Origin of the sequence: Mucilaginibacter yixingensis, from assembly GCF_041080815.1 — a bacterium.
GTDB classification, from domain to species: Bacteria; Bacteroidota; Bacteroidia; order Sphingobacteriales; family Sphingobacteriaceae; genus Mucilaginibacter; species Mucilaginibacter yixingensis.
On the sequence record NZ_CP160205.1, the window covers coordinates 4,370,200 to 4,385,273 of the forward strand.

Below are 15,074 nucleotides of genomic sequence, written 5' to 3' on the forward strand. Positions count from 1 at the left end.
ATAGCTATTTATAAGCATCCATACCGTTCAAACCTTTACAAGCTCATTTACCGGATAATTGAAATACTCCCAACAGCTGGTAGTTAAGCCAGTGACATTGGGACCGGGTAAAAACTATCCATTTAACTTGTTTTTAAATCTAACCAACTATAGAACACCATTATGAATCCAACTTTAACGCGGGGCCGTACAGCGCGCCTCAAGTACCTAAGGCTGCCAGGCGAACGCAGTCTTCAGAAAATCTTTCTGACCACTACCATGCTGTCCGCCATCTTTATGGCGACGCCCCAGCAATCATCAGCTAAAGCACTCAATATTGAGCAAAACCAGTTGGTTGCCGCCGCTCCAATTAAAGGTACTGTGGTTGACGAGAAGAACGAACCGCTTCCTGGCGCAACGGTAAAAGTAAAAGGCACATCAACCGTTGTTGCTACAGATATAAAAGGCGCATTCTCCATCAACGCATCAAAAGGCGACGTTTTGGTGGTAAGCTTTGTAGGCTACAAAGAAACGGAAGTAAAAGTTGGCGATGCTGGCAGTGTATCGGTAAAACTCCAGCCAATTGATAAGACCCTGGACGAGGTGGTGGTGATGGGCTTTGGCACCATGAAAAAGCGCGATCTGACAGGTGCGGTGTCTGTAGTGAAAGCTGAAGACATTGTGGCCCGACCTGGACCAGACCCTATTGAGTCATTACAAGGTAGGGTTGCCGGTTTGGATATTACCCGCTCATCCGGTCAGGCTGGCTCTGGGATAAACATTCAGCTACGTGGTAACCGTTCATTGGCGGCCAGTAACGGTGCGCCAACGGTCATTATTGATGGTTTGCCGGGCGATTATTCAACCCTGAACGCCAATGATATTGAATCAATTGAAGTATTGAAAGACGCATCTTCAACCGCGGTTTATGGTTCAAATGGCGCCAACGGTGTAATTATTATTACCACCAAAGCAGGCAAAGCAGGCAAAATGAATATCGACTTTAACTCGTATTATGGCTATAACGGTTGGTCTGTTGTACCTAAAATGCTGACCGGCGAGAGTTATTTGCAAGCTAAACGCGATGCATACAGCTACGTTTGGGATGCAACCAACCTAAAATGGACAACAACGGGCGCTATCTGGCAGTCGCCTGCTGATGATCCTACCATTTTTGGTGCACAAAGATGGGCGCTGTATCAGCAAGGTCAGTTTGTTGATTGGCCAAGTGTATTTCTGCGCAAAAACCCGGCTACTCAAAACTACAGCTTAGCGGTTTCCGGCGGTACAGAAAACACCAAAGCGTATGTTTCTTTTAATTATCAGAACGAAAACGGCCAGTACACCGGTGATGATTATAAAAACTATGCTACCAATATCCGTATCGACCATAAGGTTAGAAACTGGGTCTCTATCGGCGCCAATGTTAAAGCATCATACGTAGTTAGAAACAAGGCTACAGACAAGCTGGAAAACGCACTGACAACAGATCCGCTGGTTCAACCTTATAATGCCGACGGAACCTTAAATACGGTATTAGGTAACAACGTGTATAACCTGTTACTTAATTATCAACCCGGCGTTTATGCCAACACGGATAACAACACCAAGGTATTTTTCAATCCTTATGTAGAGATTAGACCAATCAAAGGTTTAAGCATATTATCTCGCGCTGGCTTTGAAATGGATTACAGCAACACCTACCGGTTTGATGGTATTGGTTCTGTTGCTTATGTATACTCTAACGCAAACATTGCTAAAGCAAGCATCACCCAAAATCGTTTTCAAGGCATCCAGTGGGAAAACATCCTGACCTACAATTTTAAAGTCAAACGAGATCACGATTTTACTTTTACCGCAGCCAGCACATATTACGATAACAAAAACACCAACACTCAGCAAAATCAAAGCAATATCACCTCAAATAATTTTGAGTGGTATAAAATGACCGGCGATGTTAACACTACAGCTACGTCAAGCTACACCATGACAAAAAACATGGCTTTGATTGGCCGTTTAAATTACTCTTACCAAGGTAAGTATCTTTTCTCGGCCAGTATTCGTCATGAGGGCGCTTCGCAATTGTATTACACCAACCGTTGGGATAACTTCTTTGGTCTTTCTGCTGGTTGGAGGATCTCTCAGGAAAGTTTTATGGCCGGCACAAAATCATGGCTGGATGACCTGAAATTGCGTGGAAGCTGGGGCACTACCGGCGCATCGGGTATTCCTGCGTATAGCTCTGTTTCTAACGTAGAGTCAGTAAATGCCGCTTTAGGTGGTACAACAGTGCCTATTTTCCGCAATTCCAAATTCCTGACCAATCCTGATTTGAAATGGGAAAGATCTACCACCACCGACATCGGCTTGGATGCATCAGTTCTTAACAGCCGTGTTAATTTATCTTTAGATTATTATAACACCGGCACCCCGAACGTTATTTACCAAGTAGGGCTGCCAAGTATTTATGGCTCTTATACGCCTGGCGTGAGTTATTCAACCAATGTTAACATTGCCAATACCAACAACAAGGGTATAGAGGTAACACTGAGCACACGCAACATTGTTAAAAAAGACTTTGAATGGTCATCAGCTATCTCTTACTCCTACAACAAAGAAAAAGTTCTTAAAATAACCAATGGTACCAACAACGTGGCTAACACCAGGAGCGGTCAGTCTAACGTAAATGATGGCAACTATACGCTGATGCTTGGTCAGCCAGTTAACTCCTTCCGTGATTTTAAACTGGATGGTGTTTGGCAAATTGGCCAGGAACAGGATGCCTTGGCCTTTAACAAACGTCCCGGCGATTTGATGGTTGATGTACCGGGCCTGACACATGTTGGCCCTGGTGTTTATACCAAAACAGCAACAGACGGTACTGTTACCTATTATTACGGCAACCTTGCCTTAGCCCAAAAGTACAACCCGGCTTTGACCGCGGCAACCAACTACTACAACTATGGTTCTGCTGATTATCAACCGGTTGGTCACAACAGCCCCGATTGGTCGCTTGGCTTCCAGAACACATTCAAATACAAAAGCTTTGATCTGGGTATCTATACATACATGCGTTGGGGACAAACCATTAGCTACACCATGATGGGCTGGTACCAGCCAAACGGATTTGCTACCAATGCAAGCCCTTCAAGAACCTTCCCAGCTAACTTCAATTATTGGACACCAAACAATCCGTCAAACGTATTCCCGGTAATGAATTACCAGTCAACCACTTCAAACATGATTGGTTTTTCAGGCTTAAGCTATGTTGACGGTTCATTCTTAAAAATAAAGAACATCACATTGGGTTACACGCTACCTGCAAGCCTTGCCAAAAAAATAGCCTTACAGAAATTGCGCGTATATGCAACGATTACCAACCCACTGATCATTACCAAAAGCCCGCTGCTAAAAGACTACGATCCGGAGATGAATGGCAGCATGGCATATCCATTAACTAAACAATTGGTGTTTGGGCTTAATGTAACATTGTAAACCAATAAGAAAACAAAAAATGAAAAATCAATATATAAAACGAGCTTTAGTTAAAGCAGGCTTATGCTTATCGCTTCTGGCCGTAAGCGCCTCATCCTGTAAGCTGGATGAGTTTAATCCCGCCGCTTTATCAGAACAAAATACCATCAGCAATTTTGCGGGATGGAAAGCATTTCAAACCAATTGTTATACCGGTCTTTGGGGCTCACTTATTGGCTTGCAGTATGGTCTGGTGTCAGAAGTTGGTACAGATTTGTGGACCTTCTCCTACAACAACCACAATCAGTATAAAGACGTTATGGCTTATGAGGGCTTTACCAACACCTCGGGTATTATTAATAACGTGTGGACTTTTGCATGGGGATCAATAGAAGACTGCAACAAAGCCATCCAGCTTGCACCTACCCTATCTGATGCTTCTGCCAATGCCGCCGATATTAAGGTACTGGTAGCCGAAGCAAAAGTATTGAGAGCCTATTATTATACGGTGATTGTTACCCAGTTTGGCAGCGTTCCGCTCATGACAACCGATGATCCGAATAAAACCCTGAGCCCAACACGTACACCTGTCGCTCAAATCTACGCACAGATCATCTCAGATCTTACTACCGCGGCAGCAGATCTTGACACAACTCCTTACCAAAACAACGCCGCCCGTGTAACTAAAAAGGCAGCACTGGGCTTATTGGCCCGCGCATACGCTCAGGGCGCCGGCGAAGGACTGCAGGAAAACGGCAAATCATACTGGCAACGTGCCAAAGAGGTTTGTGATGACCTGATCAACAACAAGGCAGCCTATAATGCAGCTATGTATGATGATTTTGCGCAAGTGTTTGCTTCTGTCAACAACCGCAACAATATCGAATCGTTGTTTACCGCTTACGGTCTTAACCCGTATGATCCATCATACGATGTGTTCACCGGAAATACCAAACCTAACCTTTATTTACATTACTACCCGAAACTGGATGACGCCTTCGGTACCGCTGATGTTTTTAAAAGAAGTGTAAACTCCAATACTTCTAACGGGTATTATGGTCGTTTGAATCAGCAATTTGTGGCGCCTACCAAATACCTGATCAACTGCTTTAACGCCAATTATGATAAGCGTTGGGAAAATACCTTTGTAACTGCTTTTGCCAACTATTCTGGTGTACAAGCTATCAACAGCTTAGGTTCGGGCGCTCCGGCTCCGGCAAACGTAACTTATGCAGCTGCAACGGTTACCCTTACCGCTGCCATGTGTACCAAATATGGCATAGACGCATCGCACGTAGGTCAAAAAATCTATCCTTATGCTGATGTGAACGCAAAAAATGCTTCACAAAACGCTACCTGGCAATACATCCCGATGATCTGGAACAAGGGAGATCATACCGGCAACGCTACTACGGCTTTATCTACAATCCCTAATGCCAACGTAACGCCATATCCGCTGGACCCAACTGATGATCGTTTCTTTGTTTACCTGAGCAAAACCCCGCTTACTGCAGCAGACAAGGCTACCCGCGTATACGCAACGGTAAACATAGATGACATGTTTGATCCGTCTGACCCTACCGGCAGCACCTACAAAGCAGTTGCCGCATCTAACGGGTTGCCAAACGGTGGTGCACTTGCCAACCTTTTCCCGGCGATGATGAAATTTAACCACAACTTTGACGGCGGATGGCTGGGCGGTAACTTCCAGCAAAAACTGGGTAATATTATGGTAATGCGCATGGCCGAAGTTTACCTGATTGCTGCCGAATGCTGTTTCCATGGTGCTGGCAGTGCTACCGATGCAGCCAATTACTTGAACGTTTTGCGTAAACGTGCCTGCAGAAACCCGGCCGACTTTAATACAGCCACAGGCATGCAGTTAACCACTGCTACCCAAAACGATGTTTTTGACGAATACGCCCGCGAACTGTGTGGCGAGTTTAGCCGCTGGGCGCTGCTTAAACGCGAGAAAGCTTTTGAAACCCGCCTGGCCACCTATAACAAAACGGCAGCGGTAAACTTTGTTCCGGCTATACATTATAACCGTCCTATTCCGTTTGCCTTCTTAAACACCATCACTAACGCTGGCGATTTTGGCACAAATGGCTATCAATAGTAACAACGGTTAAAGACCGGCTACTTACAAAAAAGCGCCACCTATCAGCTGATAGGCGGCGCTTTTTTTTGGATGAAGATTGCATTTACTTCATCACCAATGTATCTTAAAATGATTTATAACTTCTCAAAAGACACCTTAGCATTTTTAGGTAAGTTATCTACTCCGGTAAAAAACCAAACGCTCAGAAACGCAGCACTTTCTCCTACCCCTATGTTATGATGCGTAACGCCTGTTGATTGCGCACGCTCTTTACCATTTGCATCCAGGTAATGTACTATCATTTGTAAGCTAATGGGCGCCTTTGTGCGGTTCTTTATGGTTGCTTCAATTTGATAGGTATCGGTAACATCATCATATTGATGGTCTAAACGGGTAACCTCTATACCATGCGTCGGAACACTGACGCTCACCAGCACATGTTTATCTTGCGATGATTGTCCTGCCTGCGTGGTTGGTTGGCAGCCGCAGCATAAAATCATTAGTCCAGTTATTATAAGTCTTTGGATCATTCAGTTTCTTTAGAGACAAGTTTAACGAACTTTCCTAAATTATCACACGGGGGCAGAAAACAAAGAGGGAGCTAAACATTAAGTCAGCTCCCTCTTTTATAGCGTAAGTTTGTTTAGGCTACCATTTAAACGGCATATGCCCTCAATTACAATGCCTTTACAATAGCCAGCGATTTTTCAACGTGCTCAATCGGCGAAATTTTATCATTAGATGATGAAAACACGGCAATAATTTTACCGTCTTTACCGATAACATAAGTAGTGCGTGGAATGAAGCCATGATTAACTTCTACACCACGAATGTCTTTCATACCAAACTTCGGCGGCGACATAACCAGTCCGTAAGATTCGGCAATTTTGCCACCTGCGTCTGACGCAACGGCAAATTTACCTGCACAGTAATTCGGATCGGCAGAGAATGTATTCAGGCGCTGGATATCATCACCAGACACCCCAATAATGGTAGCACCGGCCGCAGTAAATTTTTCTTTTTGCTCGGCAAACTCATGTGCTTCGGCGTCGCAGCCACCGGTATAGGCTGATGGGTAGAAATAAATTACAACAGGGCCTTTAGCAAGCGCTTTTTTTAACGAGAAACTAAACTCTTTGCCAGCCAAACTGGCCTGGGCGTTAAATACAGGCGCTACGTCCCCTTTTCCCAGCGTCTTAGATTGGGCAAAGCCAAATTGGCTGATCAATAGCGAACAGCTGAAAATTAGAAATGACAGGCAATAATACTTTTTCAACATGGCGAGATTATTTTGATTTACTAATCGTGTTACAATCAAAGCTACGATAGAAACAGCGAATAGGTTTATCGGTCATTAAAATTTTACCACGGTTTTTACATTGCTACTACGTAATTATTGCTGCCCCCTTTTTTTATTAAAGCCAGTAACCATTCTTCTATCGTGGCGGCGCCCCCAAGGCCAAACAGGGTCAACCCCTAAGTTTACAGCAGAAATGATTCCCCAAGACTGCGGCTACAAGGATAACTTACGCAAGTAAGACAACCTTTATGACAGATAAGACGTATTTTCAATACATCCAACGCCAGTTATTTTTAAGACCATGACCTTTTTTTCTGACAGGCTTTCTTTCCGATCATATATACCTATCCTGTTTTATTTGCTTATGCTGCTTGGGGTGAGTATAGTATCTTACAAAAAACCGAGTTACAATTGGGATATGCTGGCCTATGCCGCCGTGGTGCTTCAATATAATCATCAGGAAAAAGACGTTCATCAGCAGGTTTACCAATTAGCGGCACAACAGCTACCGGCAAATACTTATAACACACTGGCCGGCGGTTCGAATCTGCTTAGAAAAAGATGGGCCAGTGATGCAGGCGCATTCCGCCAGGTACTGCCTTTTTACGTGGTTAAGCCGCTTTACACAATAATGGTTTATTCCCTCTTTAAGCTAGGGTTCCCTGTCTATAAAGCAACGGTGATACCCTCCATACTTGCATACCTGCTGACGGGTATTCTGTTATTGGTTTGGATGAGCAGACATTTGAAAATAGTGCCCGCAACCCTCATTTGTGCGACAATTATGTTGCTACCGCCAATACTGGAAGCCGCTACACTTTCAACACCGGACTTTTTAGCCGGAATGCTCTTATTCTACGCCATTTATTTTCTAACAGAGGTTGAATCAATAAACGGATTCTTTTTATTAAGCCTCCTGTCGGTTATGAGCAGGATCGATTTCATTTTACCATTAATGGTTTTGCTTATATCTCATACGCTCGTAATCAAATCTCTTTCTATTAGAAAGACGATCTTTTTGATGAGCGTTGCTGTGATCACTTACTTATTGATCTCCTATAATGCGCACAGTTACGGTTGGAATATATTGTACTTTCCATCATTTATAAACACACTCAATCTACATCACAACGTGCAATCGGTTTTTACGATAAAAGATTATTGGGAGATCTTAAAAGCACAGATCATGACCGGGCTTTATCATTCACACTGCGCATGGTTGCTATTGATCAGCATACTTACGTTGCTCCAAAGCAATAAGCTCGAATTGAAAAGCAGCAAACACGTTTTGATCTTAGGCTCTTTATTAGTGGCGCTAGCGGTCAGATTTTTATTGCAGCCGGTAATTGCAGACCGCTTTTACATCGGGTACTACATGGTTTTTCTTTGCCTGTTCATCATTAAGCTTTTTTCGCGTCTTACAGACGAAGCAAGAATGAAAATAGCGACAAAGCAAAATGATTTTGTTAAGTAAAACCGGGGCCGACCAAAAACTACACCTCGTTAATTAACTCAAGTTGCGGGTTAGGTGTATTGTGTGATTTAAAAATCTTGTCATTGCGAGCAGGATTGTGGGAAAGGACAGAGCGCGAAGCAATCTCGTCGCATGCTCAACCATAGGACGAGATTGCTTCGTCACCCTTCTGCAAAATCCCCACCGTTCCTCGCAATGACAAAATCTTATATATATTTTTGATAAACCCGCGACTTGAGTTAATTAATATTTTGAAGACAACTTCAACTATTCCCATCGCCGCACCCCGCGGCCGGATCTTATAAAATTGATACTTTTACTCCATGTCAGAGAGCACAACAGAAATAGAACTATTAAGAACTATTTTAGGATCTGCCGGTATGAAACCGGAAGCGTTTGATCTATCATTACCTTACTGGAAATTAAAACAGTATAAGAAAGGTGAGTTTTATAACGAATATAAAAACGTTTGTAAGCACCTTGGGTTTGTTGTTAGTGGCGTATTCAGAATTTACCGGGCCAATACCGATACCGGTGAAGAAAAGAACATGCTGTTTTTTACTGATCATCAGTTTGTAGCATCTTATAAAAGCTTTCTGGCGCAAACTGCCTGCGATTATTATACCGAAGCAATGGTTGATTCGCTTATACTATATATACACATTGACCACCTCAATGAACTTTACGGGCAATCGCACCAGTGGGAGCGTTTTGGAAGAATTGTAGCCGAAACTGCTTTTCATGAGGTGATGGCTAATACCGAAGGTTTCTTGTTTAAAACACCGGAGGACCGCTACCGGGAAATGATGGAAAAGCATCCGAATATTTTTAATTCGGTACCACTTTATCATATCGCCTCTTATCTGGGCATCCAGGGACCATCGCTCAGCCGGATTCGTAAAAGAATGGTTGGGAAATAACATTCGTTAGCCAGCCGTCAACTTTCTGACTTGCCGAAATCCTTTAAAAACTTTTTTAGCGGATTTTTCGATTTTAACCTGGGTTAAAATTATCCAGCGTATATAGTCGGATGTTTGTGGTGTCCTAAACAATTAGGCATTACAAAACATGAAAACAGCAATAATAATGATGGCAATGAGTGTATTAGGTTTTACTGCTCAAGCCAAAGAAACAACCAGCAAAAACGCTAAAACAATTGTACTTGTACACGGAGCATGGTCTGACGCATCTTCCTGGGATGCGGTAACACCACTGCTAAAAGCCCAGGGCGAAGAGGTGATCAACGTTAATCTTGCAGGCCACGGAAAAGATACCACCTCATTTGCCGGCATCACCTTTCAAACTTATGTTGATCAGGTAAAAGCAGCTATCGGCACCCGCACTAATGTGGTTTTGGTGGGCCATAGTTTTGCCGGACTGGTAATTAGCCAGGTTGCTGAAGAAGAACCCGCACAGGTTAAAGAACTGATCTTCCTGGCAGCAGCTTTGCCGCACAATGGCGACAGCCTTTTGTCGCTAGCCAAAGGCGACCCGGCATCTCATATCGGCAAATCCCTTACTATCGATCAGGAACATGGCGCAGCCATCATCGCAAAAGATGCTGTAGCCGATATCTTCGCCGCCGATGCACCACAGCAAGTTCAGGAATATATTGCCGCTAACCTAAAACCGGAACCGCTGGCACCACTGGCCACACCCGTACGCCTAACTGAGAAAAATTACGGCAGCATCAAAAAAGTTTATATCCATACCGTTAATGACCATGCCATCAGCTACCCGGCACAACAGTACATGGTAAAAAACAGCAAAGTGGCTAAAGTATATACCCTGCAAAGCAGCCATACCCCTTTCATTTCTATGCCAGATAAACTGGCTGCCATATTAATTGCCGAAAGCAAATAACCATTAAACAATTGAACTTAAAATTATTAAGACAAAAAAGACCATGAAACGTATAGCAAAAGCACATTGGAACGGCACCTTACAAGAAGGTAAAGGAGAAATTAGCACACAAAGCACCGTGCTTAATCAAACACAATACTCATTTAAAACCCGCTTTGCTGATGGCATTGGCACTAACCCGGAAGAACTAATTGCGGCCGCACACGCTGGTTGCTTTTCAATGGCCCTTAGCGCAACATTAGCACATCATAACATCACCGCCGGCGATATTTTTACTACAGCAACTGTAGATCTTGATATGCAGGCATTAAGCATAACAGGTATTCACCTGGACTTACAAGCCAGTGTAATTGAAGGTGTAGATGAAGCAATATTTACCGAAATTGCTGAAGGCGCAAAGGCACATTGCATTATCTCAAAAGCATTGAATGTGCCAATTACATTAAGCGTTATTTACGCTTAATATTTATAAAAACGCGGTCTATCACAACAACAAAAAGCCTCTCAGATCATCTCTAAGAGGCTTTTTCTTTCCCGGCGACCCCAATTGGGGCTAAACTTGAATCGCTTAATTCATAATCTGTATAGCTGAGGCAGCATCAATCTTGGTGTTAATGCGCCATTGATCTTTAGTATTTATGGTTAAAAACCGTACATCCCGCCCGAAACGGAAATCTGCTCTCCGGTGATCCAGGCTGCATCATCGGAAGCAAGGAATACAACCGCTTTGGCAATATCAGCCGGCTGCCCCCTGCGTCCCAGCGGCGTATTAGCAATAAACATTTTCTCGTAATCACTGCCTTTGGTCACACCTGCGCTGGTTGCGCCCTCTGTTTCGGTTGCGCCCGGCAAAACCGAATTGATACGAACGTTTTTTGAACCCAATTCTTTCGACAGCGCGATAGTAAAGGCATCCAGAGCTGCCTTCGTTGAAGAGTATAACGAAGCCATCGGCAGCGGATATTTGCTTGCGCCTGAACTGATATTTATAATATTGCCGCCTCTATCACCGAAAAGTTTCAAAGCGGCCTGGATGGTCAGTATTGGCCCTAACACGTTAACATTGAAACTCTGATGAAAGGAATCAACTGAAATTTGCTCAATCGGTGCGTATCCTTGTGCAACCGCGTTGTTGACGAGGATATCCAGCGAGCCAAAAGCTTGCTTGGTTTCTTCGAACAACCTGGCTACATCAGCTTCTTTGGACACATCCGCCTGTACGGCAATGGCCACGCCGCCGTTTTCCGTGATTTCCCTAACTACTTTGTTTGCGCCTTCCTTACTTGAGGCATAATTCACGACAACCTTTGCGCCTTCTGCTGCAAAGTATTTTGCGATAGATGCGCCTATTCCTTTTGAAGCGCCGGTAACTATCGCAACTTTATTTTCTAATTTTTTCACTTTGAAATCTTTATAGTTATTTAGCTAAATAAGTCATACCGCCATCAACCAACAGCTCGGCACCAAGCAGGAATGAAGAATCGTTTGAAGCCAGAAAAACGGCAGTTTTACCGATGTCGGACGGTTGTCCGATCCGGCCTACAGGCATTTGACTGGCAAAATGCTGTTTGACTGCTTCAATTTGTTCTGCAGGAATGAACTTGTCAAATGCCGGGGTATCGGTTGTCCCTGGTGTAATTACATTGGCCCTGATCTTTCTGCCTAAAAGGTCGCTTGAAAATCCTTTTGCAAAATAGATAACAGCTGCTTTGGCAGCGCCATATAGAGTGAATGACGGATAGGCGCGGTGAGCGGCATTTGATCCGATCAAAATAATAGAACCACCATCATTCATGTATGGCAGCGCTTTTTGAACGGTGAAATAAACACTTTTCAGGTTCAGGTCGATGGCCTTATCAAAATCGGCTTCGCCAAATGTTTCTACAGTGCCTACCGCTCCGCCACCTGCATTGGCTACTACCACATCTATTTTGCCAAATTTTTCAGCTGTTGCCGCAAAAACCTTTTCCAAATCGGCCACCTTAGTCACATCGGCATTGATGGCGATAAAACCATCGCCGAGCAGAGCCGCAGCACGGTCCAAAGTTTCCTGGTTTCTGCCGACAATGGCGCCGGAAGCGCCTTCGTTTTTAAATGCTTCAGCAATACCAAAGCCGATGCCGCTATTACCACCGGTAATCACGACAATTTTATTTTTCAATTTTTCCATAACACAAAACTGCCAGGTCTTAATGACCTGCGCATTGATATGTATCAGGAAATATCCTTGATCTAAATCAAGACTTCAAAGTGTTCTTTCTGATCCGACTGAGGGTTTCGGGGGATAAACCAAGATAAGATGCGATCATATTCAGCGGGAACCGCTGCAGAAAATGCGGGTATTTACTAACAAGGTCCGCGTACCGTTCTTCTGCGGTATATCCGAACGCAACCTGTACCCTGTTTTGATTTGCGATAGCATAGTTTTGTTTGATAACCTCCTGCATCGCTGTAAAGGCCGGAATTGAGGTGAAAAACTGTTCAACCTGCGCATTGGTAACTTGCAAAAGTTCAAGATCTTCCAACGCTTCGATATTATACCGGCTTGGTGTTAAATGGTAGTAACTTTCAAAATCGGCCAGCCACCAATTCTCTACGCTTAACTTCAGGATGTGTTCATGCCCCTTTTCGTCTACACTGAACATCCTGGCAGATCCTTTTACAACGAATCCGGTATATTTACATATATCCCCTTCCTGCAAGAAGTATTGGCGCTTACGTAGTTTTTTGGGTTTCATATGAGCCATAAATACCAGCTTTTCATCGTCGGAGAGCGTTATTCCGGATAAATTCTGTACATAATCAAAAAACACGTCGAAAGCGGGCATCTTACCTATAACTAATTAATCACAATTTTAACTAAGCTACCCCATAATTAATAAAAAATGTTAAAGGTTTATTTTAAAGGGTTTTATTATGACAACTTTCAGGATTCTTGAACAATTTGCGCACGATGGTACCTCGTACAAGGATATGAGCCCGTAAACTGCCAGATATAAAATAAAAAAGCCTCAAATCTTTCGACTTGAGGCTTTCTTTTCCGGTAGCGGGAACAGGACTCGAACCTATGATTTTCGGGTTATGAGCCCGACGAGCTACCAACTACTCCAGTATTTAACAACAATCTGTTTGTCAGATGTCTGCTTATGCGATTCAGGATCAAAAATAGTGTATCCTTTTTCCTTAGTATAAAGAATAAGTATCTCGTCATTTATAATACTACTAACAACATTTACAGCATCCACAATATCATCATCTATATAATTATAGTCGTACGTTGTTATATGAGTGTGCCAATCATTTAGATCTTCAAGGCCGGTAAATCCTATTGTAATCTCAACGTCCTGAGTTGTAATCCATAGCTTAAAATTCTTATTTGGACTTTCAATTTCAATATTGATAATATTACCAGGCCTGTTCACTACACAAACTTTAAATTGCGGAAAGTGATTTAACAATCTAGATATTACATAAGCTGTGAATTCTTGCTGGTTCATTATTCTGCAAAATAAAAAAGCCTCTCAGATTATCTCTAAGAGGCTTTTCTTTTCCGGTAGCGGGAACAGGACTCGAACCTATGACCTTCGGGTTATGAGCCCGACGAGCTACCAACTGCTCCATCCCGCACTATTGTTGTTATTCTTTTCGGCCATAAACCGCGAAAAGGCGTTTTGTTTGAATTGTGATCTGCTAACACAATGCTGATAAAGAAAAAGCCTCAAGACTCTCGACTTAAGGCTCTTCTTTTTCTGGGTAGCGGGAGCAGGACTCGAACCTACGACCTTCGGGTTATGAGCCCGACGAGCTACCAACTGCTCCATCCCGCACTATTTTGTGTATTACATAACGGTCATAACCCCCGATATGTTTTTCCAATCATCAAAAAGCAAATCTGCTTCGTTTTAAATTGGAATGCAAAGATATAATTCGTTTCTTTGCATTCCAAAATTTATTTAAAAATAATTTTATGGCTCATAAGGCAGGCTTCGTTAGTATCATCGGCAAACCAAATGCAGGTAAATCTACATTAATGAATGCTCTTGTGGGCGAAAAAATGTCTATCATCACCCCAAAGGCGCAAACCACCCGTCACCGCATTTTGGGCATTGTGAATGATGAGAACTACCAGGTTGTTTTCTCAGACACGCCCGGCATCATCAAACCGCACTATGCGCTGCATGAAAGCATGATGAGCCAGGTACAAGGCTCTATTGTTGATGCAGACCTGATTCTGCTGATGACAGACGTTAACGAGAAACACGACGAGCAAGACGTGGTGAAACGCCTGCAAGGCTCGCAAGCACCGGTGGTAGTGCTGATCAATAAAATAGATCAGAGTGATCCGGAAGCAGTAAAACAAAAAGTAACTTATTGGGAAGAGCTGCTGAAGCCGAAGGCGGTATTTGCTATCTCGGCCCTGAAATTCCCTAACACCTCTCACCTGCTGGAGTACATCGTTGAGCAAATGCCGGAGCATCCGCCTTATTATGAGAAAGATGCACTGACCGACAGGAACGACCGTTTCTTTGCTTCTGAGATGATTCGCGAGCAGGTGTTTAAGCAGTACAAAAAAGAAATCCCTTACAGCACCGAGGTAGTGATCACCGCTTTTAAAGAGGATGAGACCATTTACCGCATCAGTGCCGAAATTATAGTTGAGCGCGAATCGCAGAAAAACATCCTGATTGGCAAGAACGGCGAGATGCTGAAAATAGTAGGCACCTATGCCCGTCGCGAAATGGAGAATTTTTTCCAGAAAAAGATTTTTCTCGAGATGTTTGTTAAAGTAATATCCGACTGGCGCAGCAAGAAAAACTATCTGAAAAAATTCGGGTACGAAGATTAATACCGAGATTTGAGATGTGAGACATGAGATTTGAGAC

Annotated in this window: 13 protein-coding genes and 2 tRNA genes; 7 read left to right on the forward strand and 8 right to left on the reverse strand. The window is 43.4% G+C overall.

Annotated features, from left to right (window positions below; all coding sequences use genetic code 11):
• Positions 1–162 precede the first annotated feature (162 nt).
• On the forward strand, positions 163–3,474 hold the full coding sequence (locus ABZR88_RS17900; RefSeq protein ID WP_245916997.1) for a TonB-dependent receptor: 3,312 nt from the start codon (positions 163–165) through the stop codon (positions 3,472–3,474).
• Between the two features lie 19 nt (positions 3,475–3,493).
• Entirely contained in the window at positions 3,494–5,572 is a 2,079-nt protein-coding gene (locus ABZR88_RS17905; protein WP_107827330.1) for a RagB/SusD family nutrient uptake outer membrane protein, read from the forward strand.
• 116 nt (positions 5,573–5,688) lie between these two features.
• Here ABZR88_RS17905 and ABZR88_RS17910 read toward each other — a convergent pair whose 3' ends face one another.
• Both ABZR88_RS17910 and ABZR88_RS17915 read right to left on the reverse strand, forming a co-directional pair.
• Positions 5,689–6,054: a hypothetical protein gene (locus tag ABZR88_RS17910; RefSeq protein WP_107827331.1), complete on the reverse strand. Its 366-nt coding sequence runs from the start codon at positions 6,052–6,054 to the stop codon at positions 5,689–5,691.
• A gap of 176 nt (positions 6,055–6,230) precedes the next feature.
• On the reverse strand, positions 6,231–6,833 hold the full coding sequence (locus ABZR88_RS17915; protein WP_107827332.1) for a peroxiredoxin: 603 nt from the start codon (positions 6,831–6,833) through the stop codon (positions 6,231–6,233).
• A gap of 322 nt (positions 6,834–7,155) precedes the next feature.
• Here ABZR88_RS17915 and ABZR88_RS17920 point away from each other — a divergent pair, with 322 nt between their 5' ends.
• The 4 genes from ABZR88_RS17920 (at position 7,156) to ABZR88_RS17935 (ending at position 10,654) form a co-directional block, all read left to right on the forward strand.
• On the forward strand, positions 7,156–8,328 hold the full coding sequence (locus ABZR88_RS17920; RefSeq protein WP_146166481.1) for a hypothetical protein: 1,173 nt from the start codon (positions 7,156–7,158) through the stop codon (positions 8,326–8,328).
• Positions 8,329–8,651: 323 nt separating this feature from the next.
• The gene (locus tag ABZR88_RS17925) at positions 8,652–9,248 is read left to right on the forward strand and encodes a Crp/Fnr family transcriptional regulator (RefSeq protein ID WP_107827334.1); all 597 of its coding nucleotides are present in this window, start codon (positions 8,652–8,654) and stop codon (positions 9,246–9,248) included.
• Positions 9,249–9,396: 148 nt separating this feature from the next.
• A complete protein-coding gene (locus ABZR88_RS17930) occupies positions 9,397–10,191 on the forward strand; it encodes an alpha/beta fold hydrolase (protein WP_107827335.1) in 795 nt (264 codons plus the stop codon).
• A 43-nt stretch (positions 10,192–10,234) separates the two neighbouring features.
• Entirely contained in the window at positions 10,235–10,654 is a 420-nt protein-coding gene (locus ABZR88_RS17935; protein ID WP_107827336.1) for an OsmC family protein, read from the forward strand.
• 179 nt (positions 10,655–10,833) lie between these two features.
• On the opposite strand, the gene ABZR88_RS17940 is transcribed toward ABZR88_RS17935, so the two are convergent.
• The 6 genes from ABZR88_RS17940 to ABZR88_RS17965 form a co-directional block, all read right to left on the reverse strand.
• A complete protein-coding gene (locus tag ABZR88_RS17940; protein ID WP_107827337.1) occupies positions 10,834–11,592 on the reverse strand; it encodes an SDR family NAD(P)-dependent oxidoreductase in 759 nt (252 codons plus the stop codon).
• Positions 11,593–11,608: 16 nt separating this feature from the next.
• A complete protein-coding gene (locus ABZR88_RS17945; protein ID WP_107827338.1) occupies positions 11,609–12,361 on the reverse strand; it encodes an SDR family NAD(P)-dependent oxidoreductase in 753 nt (250 codons plus the stop codon).
• Positions 12,362–12,428: 67 nt separating this feature from the next.
• On the reverse strand, positions 12,429–13,019 hold the full coding sequence (locus tag ABZR88_RS17950) for a Crp/Fnr family transcriptional regulator (protein WP_107827339.1): 591 nt from the start codon (positions 13,017–13,019) through the stop codon (positions 12,429–12,431).
• A 267-nt stretch (positions 13,020–13,286) separates the two neighbouring features.
• A complete protein-coding gene (locus ABZR88_RS17955) occupies positions 13,287–13,688 on the reverse strand; it encodes a hypothetical protein (protein WP_107827340.1) in 402 nt (133 codons plus the stop codon).
• A gap of 57 nt (positions 13,689–13,745) precedes the next feature.
• A tRNA-Met gene (locus ABZR88_RS17960) sits at positions 13,746–13,818 on the reverse strand.
• 123 nt (positions 13,819–13,941) lie between these two features.
• Positions 13,942–14,018: transfer RNA gene (locus tag ABZR88_RS17965), tRNA-Met, on the reverse strand.
• A gap of 140 nt (positions 14,019–14,158) precedes the next feature.
• Here ABZR88_RS17965 and era point away from each other — a divergent pair.
• Positions 14,159–15,037 carry a GTPase Era gene (gene era / locus ABZR88_RS17970; protein ID WP_107827341.1) on the forward strand — a complete coding sequence of 293 codons (879 nt, stop codon included), beginning with the start codon at positions 14,159–14,161 and terminating at the stop codon, positions 15,035–15,037.
• The last annotated feature ends 37 nt before the right edge of the window (positions 15,038–15,074 follow it).

Excerpts from the sequence above, each read along its gene's own strand:
- ABZR88_RS17950 (WP_107827339.1), bottom strand. The coding sequence starts at position 13,019 with ATGCCCGCTTTCGACGTGTTTTTTGATTATGTACAGAATTTATCCGGA.
- era (WP_107827341.1), top strand. The coding sequence starts at position 14,159 with ATGGCTCATAAGGCAGGCTTCGTTAGTATCATCGGCAAACCAAATGCA.
- ABZR88_RS17935 (WP_107827336.1), top strand. The coding sequence starts at position 10,235 with ATGAAACGTATAGCAAAAGCACATTGGAACGGCACCTTACAAGAAGGT.
- ABZR88_RS17920 (WP_146166481.1), top strand. The coding sequence starts at position 7,156 with ATGACCTTTTTTTCTGACAGGCTTTCTTTCCGATCATATATACCTATC.
- ABZR88_RS17905 (WP_107827330.1), top strand. The coding sequence starts at position 3,494 with ATGAAAAATCAATATATAAAACGAGCTTTAGTTAAAGCAGGCTTATGC.
- ABZR88_RS17910 (WP_107827331.1), bottom strand. The coding sequence starts at position 6,054 with ATGATTTTATGCTGCGGCTGCCAACCAACCACGCAGGCAGGACAATCA.
- ABZR88_RS17915 (WP_107827332.1), bottom strand. The coding sequence starts at position 6,833 with ATGTTGAAAAAGTATTATTGCCTGTCATTTCTAATTTTCAGCTGTTCG.
- ABZR88_RS17925 (WP_107827334.1), top strand. The coding sequence starts at position 8,652 with ATGTCAGAGAGCACAACAGAAATAGAACTATTAAGAACTATTTTAGGA.
- ABZR88_RS17955 (WP_107827340.1), bottom strand. The coding sequence starts at position 13,688 with ATGAACCAGCAAGAATTCACAGCTTATGTAATATCTAGATTGTTAAAT.
- ABZR88_RS17900 (WP_245916997.1), top strand. The coding sequence starts at position 163 with ATGAATCCAACTTTAACGCGGGGCCGTACAGCGCGCCTCAAGTACCTA.
- ABZR88_RS17945 (WP_107827338.1), bottom strand. The coding sequence starts at position 12,361 with ATGGAAAAATTGAAAAATAAAATTGTCGTGATTACCGGTGGTAATAGC.
- ABZR88_RS17930 (WP_107827335.1), top strand. The coding sequence starts at position 9,397 with ATGAAAACAGCAATAATAATGATGGCAATGAGTGTATTAGGTTTTACT.